Origin of the sequence: Achromobacter xylosoxidans (genome assembly GCF_014490035.1) — a bacterium.
GTDB classification, from domain to species: domain Bacteria; phylum Pseudomonadota; class Gammaproteobacteria; order Burkholderiales; family Burkholderiaceae_B; genus Achromobacter; species Achromobacter bronchisepticus_A.
The window spans coordinates 3,869,265-3,885,415 of sequence record NZ_CP061008.1; the positions used below are offsets into that span (position 1 = coordinate 3,869,265).

Sequence of the window (16,151 nt, forward strand, 5' to 3'; positions counted from 1 at the left end):
AGTAATCATGCGGCGCGGACGCGCCAGGGGCGGCAGTGCGCCGCCCTAGTCTTTTTCCAGCGTCCGCACGCGCCGGCGCAATTGCGCCAACTGTTGTATCACGGCGGCGTTGCGCTGCCATTCGCCATGTTCCGCGTACGGGAAGACCCCGGTATAGCGGCCAGGCTTCGAAATGCTGGACGTCACCGCGGTGCCGCCGGAAACATGCACATCGTCGCCCAGCGTGAGGTGCCCGGACAGCATGGCGGCGCCGCCTATGGTGCAGCGCTCACCGATGGTGGTCGAGCCGGCCACGCCCACGCAGGCCGCAATCGCGGTATGCGCGCCGATCCGGCAGTTGTGCGCCACCATGATCTGGTTGTCCAGCTTCACCCCGTCGGCCAGGACGGTGTCTTCCAGCGCGCCCCGGTCAACGGTGGTGTTGGCGCCGATTTCGACGTCGTCACCGACGGTCACGCCGCCGAGCTGCGGAATCTTGCCCCAGGCGCCCTTGCCCAGCGTGGGATCGGGCGCGAAGCCGAAGCCGTCCGCGCCCAGCACCGCGCCGCTATGGATGATGGCACGCGCGCCCACCTTGACCCCGTCATACAAGGTGACGTGGGCGTACAGGCGGCTGCCGGGGCCGACGGACGAGCCTGCGCCGATGACGCAGCCAGGTCCGAGCACGGTATCGCGGCCAATGCGGGCGCCGGATTCGACGACGCAATTCGGGCCGATGCGCACGCCTTCTTCGATGATGGCGTCAGCGGCGACCACGGCGGAAGGATGCGTGGATGCGGGCAGCTCGGGCCGTCTCGCGGCATCGAACCATTGCGCCACGCGGGCATAAAGCAGATAGGGATGCTGACAGACGACCAGCGCGAACGGCGGCCGGGCGTTGCCCTCGGCCTCCAGAGCCTGCGCCACGTCCGGCGAGACGATGACCGCCCCCGCCTGCGTGGCGCCTAACTGGCTCTGGTAGCGGGGGTTGGCCAGGAAAGCGATTTCCTGCCGACCCGCCGATGACAGGGTTCCGATGCCGCAGACCCGCATGGGGTCCGCGCCGGGAACCGCGCTGATACGCCAGTCCATCCCCTGGGTGTTGGCGGCGCTCAACAGTGTTTCCAGCGTTGGCGCGCGGGCAAGATCCAGTAGAACCGGCATAACGTGACGGGTGCTGCTTACTTGCCCAGGCTCTGGATCACCTTGTCGGTGATGTCGATGCGCGGGTTGACGGTCACTGCGTCCTGGATGATCAGGTCGTAGCTTTCCTGTTCGGCGATGCGCTTGATGGCGTCGTTGGCCTTCGTCACGATGCCCGAGAACTCTTCGTTGCGGCGGCGGTTGAAGTCTTCCTGGAACTCGCGGCGCTTGCGCTGCAGGTCGGTATCCAGGTTGGACAGTTCACGCTGGCGCTTGACGCGATCGGACTCCGACAGGACAGGCGCGTCCTTGTCGAACTTCTCGGCTTGCGAACGCAGGCTGTTGTTCAGGCGCTGAAGCTCATCGTCGCGCTTCTTGAATTCGGCTTCGATCTTGCTTTGCGCAGCCTTGGCCGGACCCGACTCGCGCAGGATCCGCTCGGTATTGACGAAACCGATCTTCGTGCCTTGGGCCTGCGCGGGAATCGCAGCAGCCGAACCGAGAATGAGCGCACCTACCAGGGCAATGGAGCCGCCCAGTTTGCCGCGGCGCATGGTGCGCAGCGATTTCGAGGTTTTAAGTGCGGAATCAGACATCATGAAAATCTCACCTTCCAGTAAGGCAAAGCCAAAGTGTGTATTGTGCCACTAAACAGCAAGGGAGCCGGCCGTACGCCCTTCTCCCTTGTTTTCAAGCGTAACGAGGCGCTTAGAAACCGGTCCCGATCTGGAACTGGAAGCTTTGCTTGTCGTCGCCAGGCTTCGAATTGAGCGGACGCGCATAAGACAACTGCAGCGGCCCCATCGGCGACTGCCACGACAGCCCGATACCTGCCGAGAACCTCCAGCCGCAAGGATCCTCGACCTCGCTGCCAGGCTTGCCGCCGGTGCATTGCAAGCCGCTGCCCGACGAAACCTGGCCGGCATCCGAGAAGATGAACCAGCGCAAGGTGCGGTCCTTCGAGGCGCCAGGGAACGGCAGGTAAAGCTGCGCGTTGGCGATGACGCGCCGCGTACCGCCCAGGTAGTCGCCCGTCTTCGTGTCGCGCGGACCCAGCGACGAGCCCTCGTAGCCGCGAACCGTGCCGATACCGCCGGCATAGACGTTCTTGATGACCGGGTAGTCCTTGCCGCCGTAGCTCTGGCCCCAATCGACCATGCCGTTCAAGGCCAGGGTGTAGGAGCCGCCCAGCGGCACAAAGTACTGTTGCTGAGCCGTCAACATCGTGTACTTCAGGTCCACGGTCGACAGGTCCGCCTTCAGGCGGGTGTAGCCGCCCTTGGTCGGCGCCAGGCCGCTGTCGCGGGTATCCTTGGTCCAGCCGGTGGTGAAGATCACCGAGTTGGTCGAATCGCCGTAATCGTTGACGAATTTCTCGTAGGCTGCCGGCGAGTTGTTGAACAGATCGATCTGGTTGCGTTCGAAGTTCGCGCCCAGCATGATGCGGTCATACTCGGAAATCGGCACGCCGAAGTTCATGCCCAGGCCCATGGCCTTGACACGATAGTCGCCGTCGTTGTTGTTCCAGGGCTCGGTCACGCGGTAGTAGGCGGACGTGGTGCGGCTGATGCCGTCCTTGGTCCAGTACGGGTCGGTGTGCGACAGCACCACGGCGCGGTTGGTCTTGCTGGTGTTCAGCTGCAGGGTCAGGTTGGTGCCGCTGCCAAAGACGTTGTCTTCGCTGATACCGGCCGACAGAATGGCCTTTTCGGACGAGCCGTAGCCCACGCCCAGGTTGATCATGCCGGTGGGCTTTTCCTTGACGTCGACGTTGACGTCGACCTGGTCGGGCGAACCCGGGACCGGATCGGTCTTGACGTTGACGTCGCTGAAATAGCCCAGGCGGTCGACGCGGTCGCGCGAGGTCTTGATGTCCTTGGCGTCGTACCAGGCGGCTTCCTGCTGGCGCATTTCGCGGCGCACGACTTCGTCGCGGGTGCGGGTATTGCCGCCGATCTGGATACGGCGCACGTACACGCGGCGGCTGGGGTCGACGTAGAACGTCAGGTCGGCCTCATGCTTGGCGCGATCCAGCTGCGGGTTCGGGTTGACGTTGGCAAACGCGTAGCCCAGTTCGCCCAGGTAGTCGGTGATGGCCTTGGCCGAGCCGTTGGCCTTGGCGGCCGAGAACGTCTCTTCCGGCTTGATTTCCAGCAGCGCGTTGATTTCCTTGTCCAGGCCCAGCAGATTGCCGGCCAGCTTCACGCTGCGCACCTTGTAAGGCTCGCCTTCGTGCACGGTAATCGTGATGCGGATGTCCTTGCGGTCCGGCGAAATCGTGACCTGTGGCGGCTCAACCGAGAACTCGAGGTAGCCGCGATCCAGGTAGAACGAGCGCAGGCGCTCCAGATCGCCCTCGAGCTTTTCGCGCGAGTACTTGTCGGTATCCGTATACCAGGTCAGCCAGCCCGGCGTGGTCAGCTTGAACTCGTCGAGCAGATCGCTTTCGGAGAAAGCCTTGTTGCCCACGAAGCGGATTTCCTGGATGCGCGCGACCGAGCCTTCGAACACGTCAAAGCTCACGCCCACGCGGTTGCGCGGCAGCGGGGTCACGGTGGAAGTCACTTCGATGCCGTACTTGCCCTTGGACAGGTACTGCTGCTTCAGTTCGTATTCGGCGCGCTCGAGCATGGAGCGGTCGAAGATGCGGCCTTCGGCGAAGCCGACCTGCGCCAGCGACGTGGTGATCGCCTTGGAGTCGAACTCGCGCATGCCGTTGAAGTTCACCGACGCAATCGTGGGGCGTTCCTGCACGACCACCACGACGACGTTGTTGTCCGTCTGGATCTGTACGTCGGTGAAAAAGCCTGTGCCGTACAAGCGGCGGATGGCTTCAGTGGCTTCTTCTTCGGTGAACTTTTCGCCCACTTTGACGGGGAGATAGCCGAAGACGGTGCCGGCGTCAGTTCGTTGAATACCCTCTACGCGGATATCCCGCACGACAAAAGGGTCGAAGGCGTGGGCGATGGCCGGAACCAGCAGTGCGGCGATCAAACCCGGCAGTACACCCTTTTTGTGATGAAACATCCGGCGAAAAGACATCCTTGAGTATCCTCGGTCGTGCAAATGGCGGGGGATTTTATGCTAAATCGCGTTCAAGTGAACAAACGCGTGAAATCATTGAACAGCGCAAGCCCCATCAGGCTTGCCAATAAACCTATGCCGGCGCGCTGTCCGATATCGATCCACCTTGCTGGCGGCGGGCTACCCCGCACAATTTCGACGAGATAGTACAGCAGATGGCCACCGTCCAGCATGGGAATGGGCAGCAAATTTAGTACGCCCAGGCTGATACTGATCAAGGCGATATAAGCGATGTACGCAACAATTCCGATTCTGGCGGTCTGGCCGGCGTAATCCGCGATGGTCACGGGACCGCTGACATTGCGCCAGGAAACGTCGCCCGTGACCATGCGCCCCATCATGCGCAGGGAGAACCAGGCGGTGTCCCAGGTGCGCACGGCGCCCTTCCACAGGCTTTCGAATACACCGTAGCGCACGGTCACCATGGGAATGTCGCCGCCCAGCTGGACGCCCAGGCGGCCAATTACCTGGCCGTTGACCGTCTCGGCACGGGGCGTGACGTTCAGGGAAACATTGGCGCCGTCGCGCGCCAGGGTCATGGCCAGGGTCTTGCCGGCGCTTTCCTGGATCTGCCGGACCAGCGCGCTGGTGTCCGGGGTGGGAACGCCGTTCACGGCCAGCACCAGGTCACCCGCCCGCAGGCCGGCCGCCTGCCCTTCGCCGCCGTCGTTGACGACGCGCACAGCGGGTTTGGGCTGGGCCAGGCGCACGCCGGCTGCGGCCAGCGGGTCGCCGCCAGCCGGATCCATCGTGTTCGACGGCAGCACCAATTCGCGCTGCTGGACCGCGCCCGCAGGCGTCTTGACCTCGATCCTGGCGCTGCCGCCGGTAGCCATGACGTCCATCAGGCGCCAGCGCGCGTCGGACCAGGAGGCCACCTCTTCGCCGTCGATGGCCAGGATGCGGTCGCCCGACAAAAGGCCGGCGCGCGCGGCCGGCGTGTCGGCCGCGGGCTGGGCGATGACGGCCACGGGCTCTTCGGTGCCGGCCATGTTCAGGCCGGCGTAGAGGAAGACCGCGAGTATCAGGTTGAAAATGGGGCCGGCGGCGACGATGGCGATACGCTGGCCGACGGGCTTGCTGTTGAAGGCCCCTGCCACTTCCGCCGGGCTCGCGCCGGCGGGGGGATCGTCCTGCATCTTGACGTAGCCGCCCAGCGGCAGGGCCGAAACGGCCCATTCCGTGCCGTGGCGGTCGGTGCGGCGCAGAATGACCTTGCCAAATCCCACCGAGAAGCGCAGCACCTTCACGCCGCACAGACGGGCCACCCAATAGTGCCCCAGTTCATGGAAGATGATCAGGGAGCCAAGCGCAACCGCAAAGGCCAGCAGGGTGAAAAGCATCGGAATCGGAGAAATCTAGGAAATCAGAGGCAGGCGGACGGTGGCGACCGAGCCTGCGTCAGGCCAGGCCCAGGTTGCCCGCGAAGACGCGCGCGTCGGAATCAAGCGCGAGCACGTCGTCAAGACTGTTGAGCGTAACAGATGCTTGCCGCGCCTGCCACTCCAGGGAAGCCTCGATTACCCGCGGAATCCAGGTATAGGGCAGCCGACCGCTCAGGAAGGCCTCCACGGCGATCTCGTTGGCGGCGTTCAGCGCCACGCAGGCTCCCTGCCCGGCGCGCAGCGCCGCGAACGACAGGGCCAGGCACGGAAAGCGGGCCAGATCCGGCTTTTCGAAGTCCAGCCGCCCCAGGCGCGTCAGGTCCAGCGGACCGACGCCGCTGTCCAGGCGTTCGGGAAAGCCCAGGCCGTAGGCGATGGGCGTGCGCATGTCGGGCTGGCCAAGCTGAGCCAGCACCGAGCCGTCGTCGTACTCGACCATGGAATGCACCACGCTCTGGGGATGCACCACCACCTCGATGCGGTCAGCAGGCATCGCGAACAGCCAATGCGCCTCGATCACCTCCAGGCCCTTGTTGAGCATGGTGGCGGAATCGACCGAGATCTTGCGGCCCATGCTCCAGTTGGGATGAGCGCAAGCCTGGGCCGGCGTCACATCGTGCAGGTCTTCCAGGTCGCGTCCGCGGAAAGGGCCGCCGGAGGCGGTCAGCAGCAGACGGCGCACGCCGGGCGCCGGGCGATCCGGCGCGACGGCTCGCCCGCCATGAGGCAGGCATTGGAAAATGGCGTTATGTTCGCTGTCGATAGGCAGCAGTTCGGCGCCGTTGTCGCGTACGGCCTGCATGAAGAGCGAGCCGGCTGCAACCAGCGCTTCCTTGTTGGCCAGCAATACGCGCTTGCCGCTGCGGGCGGCCGCCAGGGCAGCGGGCAGTCCCGCCGCCCCCACGATGGCCGCCATGACGGAGTCGCATTGGGGATCGGCGGCGGTATCGGCCAACGCCTGGGAGCCGACCCGGATTTCCGGCATGGGCTGGCCGCCCGCCCATGCGGCAATGAATTTCTCGCGGGCCGCCGAGTCCGGCACCACCACCACGGCAGCGCGGCTGGCCTGCGCCTGCTCCGCCAGGCGCGCCATCCGGCTGTACGCCGACAGCGCGTAAACCGCCAGGCGCTCGGGGTGGCGGGCGATCACATCCAGCGTGCTTTCACCGATCGAACCGGTCGATCCCAGCACGACGACGCGTTGAAAAGCCGTCAAAACAACACTCCAGACAAAAGTAGCGCAAACGGCGCGACCGGGAGAATCGCGTCGATGCGGTCATAGACCCCGCCGTGGCCAGGCAGCAGCGTGCTGGAATCCTTGCGACCGGCGCGCCGCTTGAGCAGCGATTCGAACAGGTCGCCCACGATCGACAGCACGCCGAGCACGGCGGCAATGGGCAGCGCCAGCCAGAAGCTCCAGCGCTCGACCAGCGCATGGCCGTAAGTGCCTTCCCACAGGCTGGAAAGACCGATCCAGACCACCGCGCCCAGGACGCCGGCGACCGCGCCCGCGACCGTCTTGCCCGGGCTGACCCGCGGAGCCAGTTTACGCTTGCCAAAGGCTCTGCCGGCAAAATAGGCGGCAATGTCGGCGACCCAGACCAGCGCCAGCAGCGACACCACGAAACCGGCGCCATGCGCCACGAACATCTGCGCCAGCACGGCCCAGGCGGCAAACGCCGCGGGCACGGAAAAAACCGACCAGCCCAAGCTGGCGGGAGGCGCATCGGAGCGCCCGCGCACCACCGCCGTCAGACCGCCGAACAGCCAAACCGCGGCCACCGCCGGCACCACATAACGCAGCACCCAGACGGGATCCGCGATGCCGGCATTCTGCCCCGCGAGCCAGGCGGACGCCAACGCCAGCATGCCCCCGAACAGCAGAACGGCGACGCCGACGGCAATGAGAGGGGAAGGCGGTTGCGGCAGGGTCAGGCGCAGCCACTCCCAATTGGCGCAGGCGGCAGCCAGGGCCAGAAGCGCAACGAACCACCAGGGGTTCGCGCTGACCATCGCGGCGGCCAGAACGGCCAACAGAACGACTGCGGTAACGATACGCTGGCCCAACATTTGACGGTCTCCTCGTGTACAGCCCTGGAAAGACGCGCTAGTCGCCGTCCGTTTTATTACGCGCCGTTTTCGCTGACTTGCGCGCTGGTACGGCCAAAGCGGCGTTCGCGCGTGCGGTACCAGTCAAAGGCGGCCGCGAGCTCGGCGGCGCCGAAATCCGGCCAGTAGCGATCCGTGAAGTAGAACTCCGCGTAAGCCATCTGCCAGATCAGGAAATTGGAAATGCGCTGTTCGCCGCCGGTGCGGATGAACAGATCGGGTTCTGGCGCCCAGGACATGGACAGATGGCGCGCCAGGCGCTCCTCGTCGACCAGCTGGGGCTGGGTGGCCAGTGCGGGCTCGGCGGCCAGCATGGCGCGGGTCGCCTGCAGGATGTCCCAGCGACCGCCATAGTTGGCGGCGACCGTCAGGTGCAGGCGGTCGTTGTGGGCCGTGCGCTCCTGGGCCGCGAAGATCAGCTCCTGCAAACGGGGCTCGAAGGCCGATAGGTCGCCGATGACGTGCAGGCGCACGCCCTGCTCTTCCAGCTTGCCGATCTCGCGCTCCAGCGCCTGCACGAACAGGCGCATGAGCAGCGACACTTCCTCGGCCGGACGGCGCCAGTTCTCGGAACTGAAGGCGAACAGGGTCAGATAGCGCACGCCGGCGCGGCCGCAGGCCTCGACCACGCGCCGCACCGCCTGCACGCCCTTGGCGTGGCCCGCGGTGCGCGGCAGCAGCCGCCTAGTCGCCCACCGGCCATTGCCATCCATGATGATGGCCACGTGCTCGGGAATGTCGCGGGTAGCGGGAACCGCCTGGGTCGAACTGGTTGCCATTGGTCTGGGGCTGCGCGCGGTGAAACGGCGAAAACGGAATTACGTGAAGAAAAGCCTGCGCCGTCGTTCCACCGCTAGGCAGCAAGGCTGCGAATCAATGGACAGGACGGCGCTCAGGCAGGATATCCCGGTCGCCAGGGAGATAGGGGCTAGCCTGTCACCCTGACGGCATCCAGGAATTATACGGTCATGATTTCCGCTTCTTTCTGCGTGACCATCTTGTCGATGTCAGCCACGCTGCGGTCGGTCAGCTTCTGGACGTCGTCCTGCGAACGGCGTTCGTCGTCCTCGGAGATTTCCTTGTCCTTGACCAGCTTCTTCAGCGCTTCGTTGGCTTCGCGGCGCAGGTTGCGCACGGCCACCTTGGCGTCCTCGCCTTCGCTGCGGACCACCTTGGTCAGGTCGCGGCGGCGCTCTTCGGTCAGCGCAGGCATCGGCACGCGGATCGTGTCGCCCATCGACATGGGGTTCAGACCCAGGTCCGATTCGCGGATCGCCTTTTCGATCGCGGAGGCCATGCTCTTCTCGTAGGGCTGCACGCTGATGGTGCGGGCGTCCACGAGGTTCACGTTGCCAACCTGGCTGATCGGCACGGGCGAGCCGTAGTACTCGACCTGCACGTGGTCCAGGATGCCGGTGTGGGCGCGGCCCGTACGGATCTTGGCCAGGTTGGTCTTGAGCGTGTCAAGCGACTTGGCCATCCTGGCTTCGGCGGATTTGCGGATTTCTGCGACGCTCATGGAATTTCCTTTTCTTTAGACGTGTACCAAGGTGCCTTCGTCTTCGCCGCTGACGACCCGCTTGAGGGCACCGGACTTATTGATCGAAAACACTTTGATCGGCAGCTTCTGGTCACGGCACAGCGCGAAGGCGGTGGCATCCATGACTTCCAGCCGGCGGACGATCGCTTCGTCGAAGCTGATGCGCGAGTAACGCGTGGCGGTGGGATCCTTGTTGGGATCCGCGCTGTAGATGCCGTCGACCTTGGTGGCCTTCAGCACGATCTCCGCCCCGATCTCGGCGCCGCGCAACGCAGCAGCCGTGTCCGTGGTGAAGAAGGGATTGCCGGTACCTGCCGCGAAGATGACGACCTTGCCCTCTTCGAGGTAGCGCAGCGCCTTCGGGCGGATGTACGGTTCGACGACCTGATCGATATTCAAGGCCGATTGCACGCGGGTGTCGACACCCTTGTGCTTGAGCGCGTCTTGCAGCGCAAGCGCGTTCATGATGGTGGCCATCATGCCCATGTAGTCGGCGGTCGCGCGGTCCATGCCCTGCGCGCCCGGGGCGACGCCACGGAAAATATTGCCCCCGCCGATGACGATGGCCAGCTCGACGCCCGTGGCGGCGACTTCAGCGACCTCATCGGTCATGCGGACGATGGTGGAGCGGTTGATGCCGAATGCATCGTCGCCCATCAGCGCCTCGCCGGAAAGTTTGAGAAGAACCCGTTTGTATGCTCTGCTGCTCATAGGTGATATCCCGAAGAACAATCCGACGAAAGTGTAAGACAAGAAATAGGCCGGACTAGAATTTAATCTAGCGCCGGCCCTTAAGCACTACCCTGGGTCAGGCGCGGCCGGCGGCGGCAGCGGCGACCTCAGCGGCGAAATCGCTGGTCTTCTTCTCGATACCTTCGCCGACAACGAACAGCACGAACTTGCTGATCGAAGCGCCCTTTTCCTTGAGCATCTGCTCAACGCTGTGCTTGTCGCTCTTGACGAACGGCTGCGACAGCAGGGTGACTTCCTTCAGGAACTTCGCGACCGAGCCTTCGACCATCTTGGCGACGATGTCAGCCGGCTTGCCCGATTCGGCGGCCTTCTGTTCGGCGACCGAGCGTTCGGCGGCGATGTCGGCGGGGTTCACGCCGTCGGCGTTCAGAGCCTTGGGCTTGGTGGCGGCGATGTGCATCGCCAGGTCCTTGCCCACTTCTTCCGCGCCGGTGTATTCGACCAGCACGCCGATCTTGCCGCCGTGCACGTAGCTGGCCAGCGCGTTCGGGGTCTCGATGCGCTCGAAGCGGCGGATCGAGATGTTTTCGCCGATCTTGCCGATCAGGGCGGTGCGGGTGCTTTCAACCGTGCCGTCGCCGTAGGGCAGCGCCGACAGGGCTTCCACCGTGGCGGGGTTCTGCGTGGCGACCAGTTCGGCCAGCTTGTTCACGAAGCCGACGAAGTCGTCGTTCTTGGCGACGAAGTCGGTTTCGCAGTTGATTTCGATGACGGCGCCCTTCTTGGCGTCGGCGGAGATGAACAGACCGATCAGGCCTTCAGCGGTGACGCGAGCGGCAGCCTTGCTGGCCTTGTTGCCCAGCTTGACGCGCAGGATTTCCTCGGCGCGGGCCAGGTCGCCCTCGGCTTCCGTCAAGGCCTTCTTGCACTCCATCATGGGCGCGTCGGTCTTTTCGCGCAGTTCCTTGACCAGGGCAGCGGTAATTTCAGCCATGTTTGCTCCAATTTGCTAGAACATGCCCCGGCGCACCGGGACAGTGGTTTGATTCGATGGGACATCCGCGACTAGCGGATCAGGAAGATGGGAGCCCACCTTCGCATTGCCGGCGAGGCGGGAGCGGACCGATTTCGGCACCGCTCCCAGACGCTAACCGCCGGACATGACAACAGGCTTAGGCCTGGTTGTCCTGCACTTCGACGAACTCTTCCTGGCCTTCGCCCAGTTCTTCGACCAGACCGTTCAGGTTCTGTTCGCGGCCTTCCAGCACGGCGTCGGCGATGCCCTTGGCGTACAGCGCGATGGCCTTGGCCGAGTCGTCGTTGCCGGGGATGACGTAGTCGATGCCTTCGGGCGAGTGGTTGGTGTCAACCACGGCGACCACGGGGATACCCAGGGTCTTGGCTTCGGCGATGGCGATCTTGTGGTAGCCGACGTCGATCACGAAAATGGCGTCAGGCAGACCGTTCATGTCCTTGATGCCGCCGATCGACTTGTTCAGCTTTTCCAGTTCACGCTGGAACAGCAGGCCTTCCTTCTTGATCATGCGCTCGGCGCCGCCTTCGGCGACAACGGCTTCCATGTCCTTCAGGCGCTTGACCGAGGTCTTGACCGTCTTGAAGTTGGTCAGCATGCCGCCGAGCCAGCGGGCGTCGACGAAGGGCATGCCGCAACGGGAGGCTTCAGCGGCGACCAGCTCGCGGGCAGCGCGCTTGGTGCCGACGAACAGGATGTTGCCGCCGCGAGCAGCCAGCTGCTTCACGAACTTGGTGGCTTCCTGGTACTTATCAACCGTCTTTTCCAGGTTGATGATGTGAATCTTGTTGCGATGGCCGAAGATGAAGGGGGCCATCTTGGGGTTCCAGTAGCGGGTCTGGTGACCAAAGTGGACACCCGCTTCCAGCATTTCGCGCATCAAAGACATAACTTTCTCCAAGGGTTGATTTCTTGCGCCGCACCTGCATCAGCCTTTGACTGACACCCTGGGTGGTGTTGCGCGCGATTTCCCGCAAATGCGGGATGACAAAATTTTAACCGGGCCGACCGATCACTGCCGCAATAACTACGACGCCCTGGGGCGCCTTCTACTACGCTGCCGCGATAAACCCAGACGGCCGCCACGACCAAGAGCCTTGCACCGCTTGCTTGCAGGCGCTTTTCCAGACCCACCAGGAATTTCCTGGAAGTTTCCGGCGGTTTCCCGAAAGCGCACCCGGACCTGTTTTGTTGGCGGCGAAATCCAGCTCTGGAAAATCCAGCTCTTCGCGTTCAAGCAAGGGTTTTTACACCCAGACTTCAGTTCGACCGCGCATCAGACCATCGGGGCATCTCTTAAGAAAACGCGAACGTTTTCAAGAACTTAAGCCGACATCCACACCGAGTCCAAACCCTGAGCCTGCATCGCCGCTCTAAAACATGACCGGGCTTACAAGCACGCCGCGTCCCCAGCCTGGCGCCTGCTCCGGATTTGCCGCTGTCCCCGCCCGCCCGACTGGTTTCCTGTTCGCGTATCCACCCACGGAATCAACGGCCTGCCCGATTTCGCTCCACAACCTTCGCTTGCGGTGAAACTTCAGGGCGCGCCGCCGATCACTATGAAAGGACCCGCTGCCAGAACAACTGCCGGGTTTGCGAGGCATCGGTTCCGCTGCCTGCACCCGCCGGGTTCAGCCTTTGCCGTAACCCGATTGCTCCCCAAAATTTTAGGGAAGCCTATAATTCTACTATTCTTTCAAGCAGACATTCAAGCGAGACATCGCCAAGCTATTCCATGGGCACTATCACCAATCAAGCCGACCTGGCCAAGATGCGCGCCGCCTGCCAGGATGCGGCCAAAGTCCTCGATTTCATCACGCCTTACGTCAAGCCTGGGGTCACCACCGGGGAGCTGGACCGCCTCTGCCTGGAGTACCTGACCGATGAACTGGGCGTGAAATCCGCCACGGTGGGCTATGCGCCCCCGGGCTATCCGCCCTTCCCCGGCGCCATCTGCACCTCGGTCAACCACCAAGTCTGCCATGGCATCCCGGGCGATAAGGTGCTGAAAAACGGCGACTCGCTGAATATCGACGTCACCATCATCAAGGATGGCTGGTTCGGTGACACCAGCCGCATGTACGCGGTAGGCGAACAGTCCATATTGTCGCGCCGCCTGACCGAGATCACCTTCGAATGCATGTGGAAGGGCATCCAGCAGGTGAAAAACGGGGCCACGTTGGGCGACATCGGCAACGCGATCCAGAAGCACGCCGAGGCCAACGGCTTTTCAGTGGTGCGCGAGTTCTGCGGCCACGGCATCGGCCAGCGCTTCCACGAAGACCCGCAGGTGCTGCACTATGGCAAGCCGGGTACGGGCGTGAAGCTGACGACGGGCATGCTGTTCACCATCGAACCCATGATCAATGCCGGACGCCGCGAGATCCGCCAGCTGTCCGATGGCTGGACGGTCGTCACCCGCGACCACAGCCTGTCGGCCCAATGGGAGCATGCTGTCTGTGTCACCGAGACCGGCTACGAAGTATTGACCCTGTCGCCAGGAATGCCCAAGCCGCCCGCCTTCGTCACCGAACCCCTGGTCATCCCAGCCGTCTGATACACAAGCTTAGCCACCATGACCGCCGCCATACTCAGCGCCCTGCGCGAACGCATCCAGGAAGCCCGGCGGACCGCGGTGGCGCAATTCCGCACGCACCTGCGGCCGGACACCCTGCTGTCCGAGCTGCGCCGCATCGTCGACGCCGCGCTGCGCGACCTGATCAAGCATTGCCCGCTGCCCGCCGGCGCCACGCTGGCGGCCGTGGGCGGCTATGGCCGGGGCGAGCTTTACCCGCACTCCGACGTGGACCTGCTGATCCTGCTGCCGCACGCACCCACGCCCGAGGACGAGTCGGCCATCGAAAAGCTGGTGGCCTCGCTGTGGGACCTGGGCCTGGAGCCCGGCCATAGCGTACGTACCATCGAGGACTGCGAACGCGAGGCGGATGCCGATATCACCGTGGAAACGGCTCTGCTGGAATCCCGCTGGCTGGCCGGCAGCCGCACGCTGATGAAGGCCTTCGAAGCCGCGACCAAGTCCCGCCTGGACCCGCGCGCTTTTTTTCGCGCCAAACGCGTCGAAATGCAGCAGCGCCACGCGCGCTACCAAGACACTCCCTATGCGCTGGAGCCGAACTGCAAGGAGTCGCCGGGCGGACTGCGCGACCTGCAGGTCATCCTGTGGATGGCCCGGGCGGCCGGCTTTGGCAACAGCTGGCGCTCCGTGGCGCAGGCAGGCCTGCTTACTTCGTCCGAGGCGCGCGACCTGCGCAAGGCCGAACAAGCCTTCAAGCGCCTGCGCATCGAATTGCACCTGCTGGCGAACCGGCGCGAAGACCGCGTGCTGTTCGACCTGCAGCCCGCCCTGGCCGAGGTCTACGGCATCCACGCCACCGCCACCCGCCGCGGCAGCGAGCTGCTGATGCAGCGCTACTATTGGGCGGCGCGTCTGGTGACGCAGCTCAACGGCATCCTGGTGCAGAACATCGAGGAACGGCTGTTCCCGCGCCCGGATAGCGACGCGCGCGACATCGACGACGACTTCCGCAATCTGCGGGACCGCCTGGACATCATTCGCGACGACGGTTTCGAGCGCAATCCCACCCTGCTGCTGCGCGCCTTCCTGGTGATGCAGCAGCACCCGGAACTGACCGGCATGTCGGCGCGCACGCTGCGCGCCATCTGGCATTCGCGCCACCGCATCGACGCGCAGTTCCGCCGCAACCCGGTCAACCGCAAGCTGTTCCTGCAAATCCTGCAGCAGCCGCGCGGCATCGTGCACGAGCTGCGGCGCATGACCATGCTGAACATCCTGCCGCGCTATCTGCCGGTATTCCGCCGCATCGTCGGCCAGATGCAGCATGACCTGTTCCACGCCTACACGGTGGACCAGCACACGCTGGCGGTGGTGCGCAACCTGCGCCGCTTCACCATGCCGGAGCACGCCCAGGAATATCCGCTGGCCAGCCAGCTGATCGCCGGCCTGGACCGGCACTGGCTGCTGTACGTGGCCGCGCTGTTCCACGACATCGCCAAGGGCCGCGGCGGCGACCACTCCGAGCTGGGCGCGCGCGAAGTGCGCAAGTTTGCCCAAGACCACGGCATGGAGCCCGAGGACGCCAAGCTGGTCGAGTTCCTGGTCCGCCAGCATCTGCTGATGTCGGCCGTGGCGCAAAAGCGCGACCTGTCCGATCCGACCGTGGTGCAGGACTTCGCCGCCACCGTGAAGGACGAGCGCCATCTGACAGCGCTGTATCTGCTGACGGTGGCCGATATCCGCGGCACCAGCCCCAAGGTCTGGAACGCCTGGAAGGGCAAGCTGCTGGAAGATCTGTACAAGCTGACGCTGGCCGCCCTGGGCGGCGCCCATGCAGACGCCCACACTGTCCTGACCGAACGCAAGGAAGAAGCCGCCCGCCTGACCCGCCTGGCGGGCCTGCGCGACGACGCCCGCGAGGCCTTCTGGAACCAGCTCGACGTGGCGTACTTCCTGCGCCACGACGCCTCGGACATCGCCTGGCACACCCGCCACCTATACCACCAGGTCGCGCCGGCGCAGGCGGTGGTCAAGGCCCGCCCGACCGAACACGGCGAAGGCCTGCAGATCATGGTGTACACCCGCGATGCCCCCGACCTGTTCGTGGCGATCTGCGGCTATTTCGACGCCAAGTCGCTTTCCATTCAGGATGCCCGCATCCACACCACGCGCCACGGCTGGGCGCTGGACAGCTTCATCGTGCTGCTGCCGGAAGGCGCCAGCGACCTGCGCGCCCAGGCCACCCTGGTCGAACACGAACTGGCCGAACGCCTCAAGGACCCGCACGCCGCCGCCTTGCAGCAGCCCGCTCGCGGCGGCTACTACAGCCGCGGCCGCCAGTCCCGCGTGTCACGGGTGTTCCCGGTCATGCCGCAGGCCGAACTGCAGCCCGACGAGCGCAGCACCTCCTGGCGCCTGTCCGTGACTGCCACCGACCGGCCCGGCCTGCTGCACGCCCTGGCCCGCGTCTTTGCCAGCCACGAGGTGAACCTGCTGATGGCCAAGATCATGACGCTGGGCGACCGGGTCGAAGACGTCTTCATCGTCGACGGCACCGCGCTGACGCGCCCGCGCAGCCAGATGCAGTTCGAGCGCGACGTCCTGGACGCCCTGGCGGGCGAGGAAGCCCAGCAGCGCGCCGCCTGACCG

At 64.5% G+C, this 16,151-nt stretch carries 14 protein-coding genes; 3 read left to right on the top strand and 11 right to left on the bottom strand.

The features are described 5' to 3' along the window. Nucleotides 1–45 precede the first annotated feature (45 nt). The 11 genes from lpxD to rpsB all read right to left on the bottom strand — a co-directional run bounded on the left by lpxD (nucleotide 46) and on the right by rpsB (nucleotide 11,855). The gene (gene lpxD, locus IAG39_RS17990) at nucleotides 46–1,143 is read right to left on the bottom strand and encodes a UDP-3-O-(3-hydroxymyristoyl)glucosamine N-acyltransferase (RefSeq protein WP_118933669.1); all 1,098 of its coding nucleotides are present in this window, start codon (nucleotides 1,141–1,143) and stop codon (nucleotides 46–48) included. A 17-nt stretch (nucleotides 1,144–1,160) separates the two neighbouring features. Beyond that, nucleotides 1,161–1,721 carry an OmpH family outer membrane protein gene (locus IAG39_RS17995; RefSeq protein WP_059380345.1) on the bottom strand — a complete coding sequence of 187 codons (561 nt, stop codon included), beginning with the start codon at nucleotides 1,719–1,721 and terminating at the stop codon, nucleotides 1,161–1,163. A 109-nt stretch (nucleotides 1,722–1,830) separates the two neighbouring features. Next, the gene (gene bamA, locus IAG39_RS18000) at nucleotides 1,831–4,164 is read right to left on the bottom strand and encodes an outer membrane protein assembly factor BamA (RefSeq protein WP_059380346.1); all 2,334 of its coding nucleotides are present in this window, start codon (nucleotides 4,162–4,164) and stop codon (nucleotides 1,831–1,833) included. A 53-nt stretch (nucleotides 4,165–4,217) separates the two neighbouring features. Beyond that, nucleotides 4,218–5,549: an RIP metalloprotease RseP gene (gene rseP, locus IAG39_RS18005; RefSeq protein WP_118933668.1), complete on the bottom strand. Its 1,332-nt coding sequence runs from the start codon at nucleotides 5,547–5,549 to the stop codon at nucleotides 4,218–4,220. A gap of 58 nt (nucleotides 5,550–5,607) precedes the next feature. Further along, complete coding sequence (locus tag IAG39_RS18010) at nucleotides 5,608–6,807, bottom strand: 1-deoxy-D-xylulose-5-phosphate reductoisomerase (RefSeq protein ID WP_118933667.1); 1,200 nt, start codon at nucleotides 6,805–6,807, stop codon at nucleotides 5,608–5,610. Further along, the gene (locus tag IAG39_RS18015; protein WP_118933666.1) at nucleotides 6,804–7,661 is read right to left on the bottom strand and encodes a phosphatidate cytidylyltransferase; all 858 of its coding nucleotides are present in this window, start codon (nucleotides 7,659–7,661) and stop codon (nucleotides 6,804–6,806) included. Before IAG39_RS18015 ends, IAG39_RS18010 begins: the two co-directional genes overlap by 4 nt. A gap of 56 nt (nucleotides 7,662–7,717) precedes the next feature. Beyond that, the gene (uppS, locus tag IAG39_RS18020; protein WP_118933665.1) at nucleotides 7,718–8,479 is read right to left on the bottom strand and encodes a polyprenyl diphosphate synthase; all 762 of its coding nucleotides are present in this window, start codon (nucleotides 8,477–8,479) and stop codon (nucleotides 7,718–7,720) included. Nucleotides 8,480–8,658: 179 nt separating this feature from the next. Further along, nucleotides 8,659–9,219, bottom strand: a complete 561-nt coding sequence (frr, locus tag IAG39_RS18025) for a ribosome recycling factor (protein ID WP_059380351.1) — start codon at nucleotides 9,217–9,219, stop codon at nucleotides 8,659–8,661. A 15-nt stretch (nucleotides 9,220–9,234) separates the two neighbouring features. Then, nucleotides 9,235–9,951: a UMP kinase gene (gene pyrH / locus IAG39_RS18030; protein WP_013393440.1), complete on the bottom strand. Its 717-nt coding sequence runs from the start codon at nucleotides 9,949–9,951 to the stop codon at nucleotides 9,235–9,237. Nucleotides 9,952–10,048: 97 nt separating this feature from the next. Continuing rightward, on the bottom strand, nucleotides 10,049–10,927 hold the full coding sequence (gene tsf, locus IAG39_RS18035) for a translation elongation factor Ts (protein WP_059380352.1): 879 nt from the start codon (nucleotides 10,925–10,927) through the stop codon (nucleotides 10,049–10,051). A gap of 178 nt (nucleotides 10,928–11,105) precedes the next feature. Then, nucleotides 11,106–11,855, bottom strand: a complete 750-nt coding sequence (gene rpsB / locus IAG39_RS18040; protein WP_054456717.1) for a 30S ribosomal protein S2 — start codon at nucleotides 11,853–11,855, stop codon at nucleotides 11,106–11,108. A 46-nt stretch (nucleotides 11,856–11,901) separates the two neighbouring features. Here rpsB and IAG39_RS18045 point away from each other — a divergent pair, with 46 nt between their 5' ends. From IAG39_RS18045 to IAG39_RS18055, 3 genes are all read left to right on the top strand, one after another. Further along, entirely contained in the window at nucleotides 11,902–12,294 is a 393-nt protein-coding gene (locus IAG39_RS18045; RefSeq protein WP_124260384.1) for a hypothetical protein, read from the top strand. Between the two features lie 407 nt (nucleotides 12,295–12,701). Beyond that, a complete protein-coding gene (map, locus tag IAG39_RS18050) occupies nucleotides 12,702–13,523 on the top strand; it encodes a type I methionyl aminopeptidase (protein WP_059380353.1) in 822 nt (273 codons plus the stop codon). 18 nt (nucleotides 13,524–13,541) lie between these two features. Continuing rightward, nucleotides 13,542–16,148, top strand: a complete 2,607-nt coding sequence (locus tag IAG39_RS18055; RefSeq protein WP_059380354.1) for a [protein-PII] uridylyltransferase — start codon at nucleotides 13,542–13,544, stop codon at nucleotides 16,146–16,148. Nucleotides 16,149–16,151 lie beyond the last annotated feature (3 nt).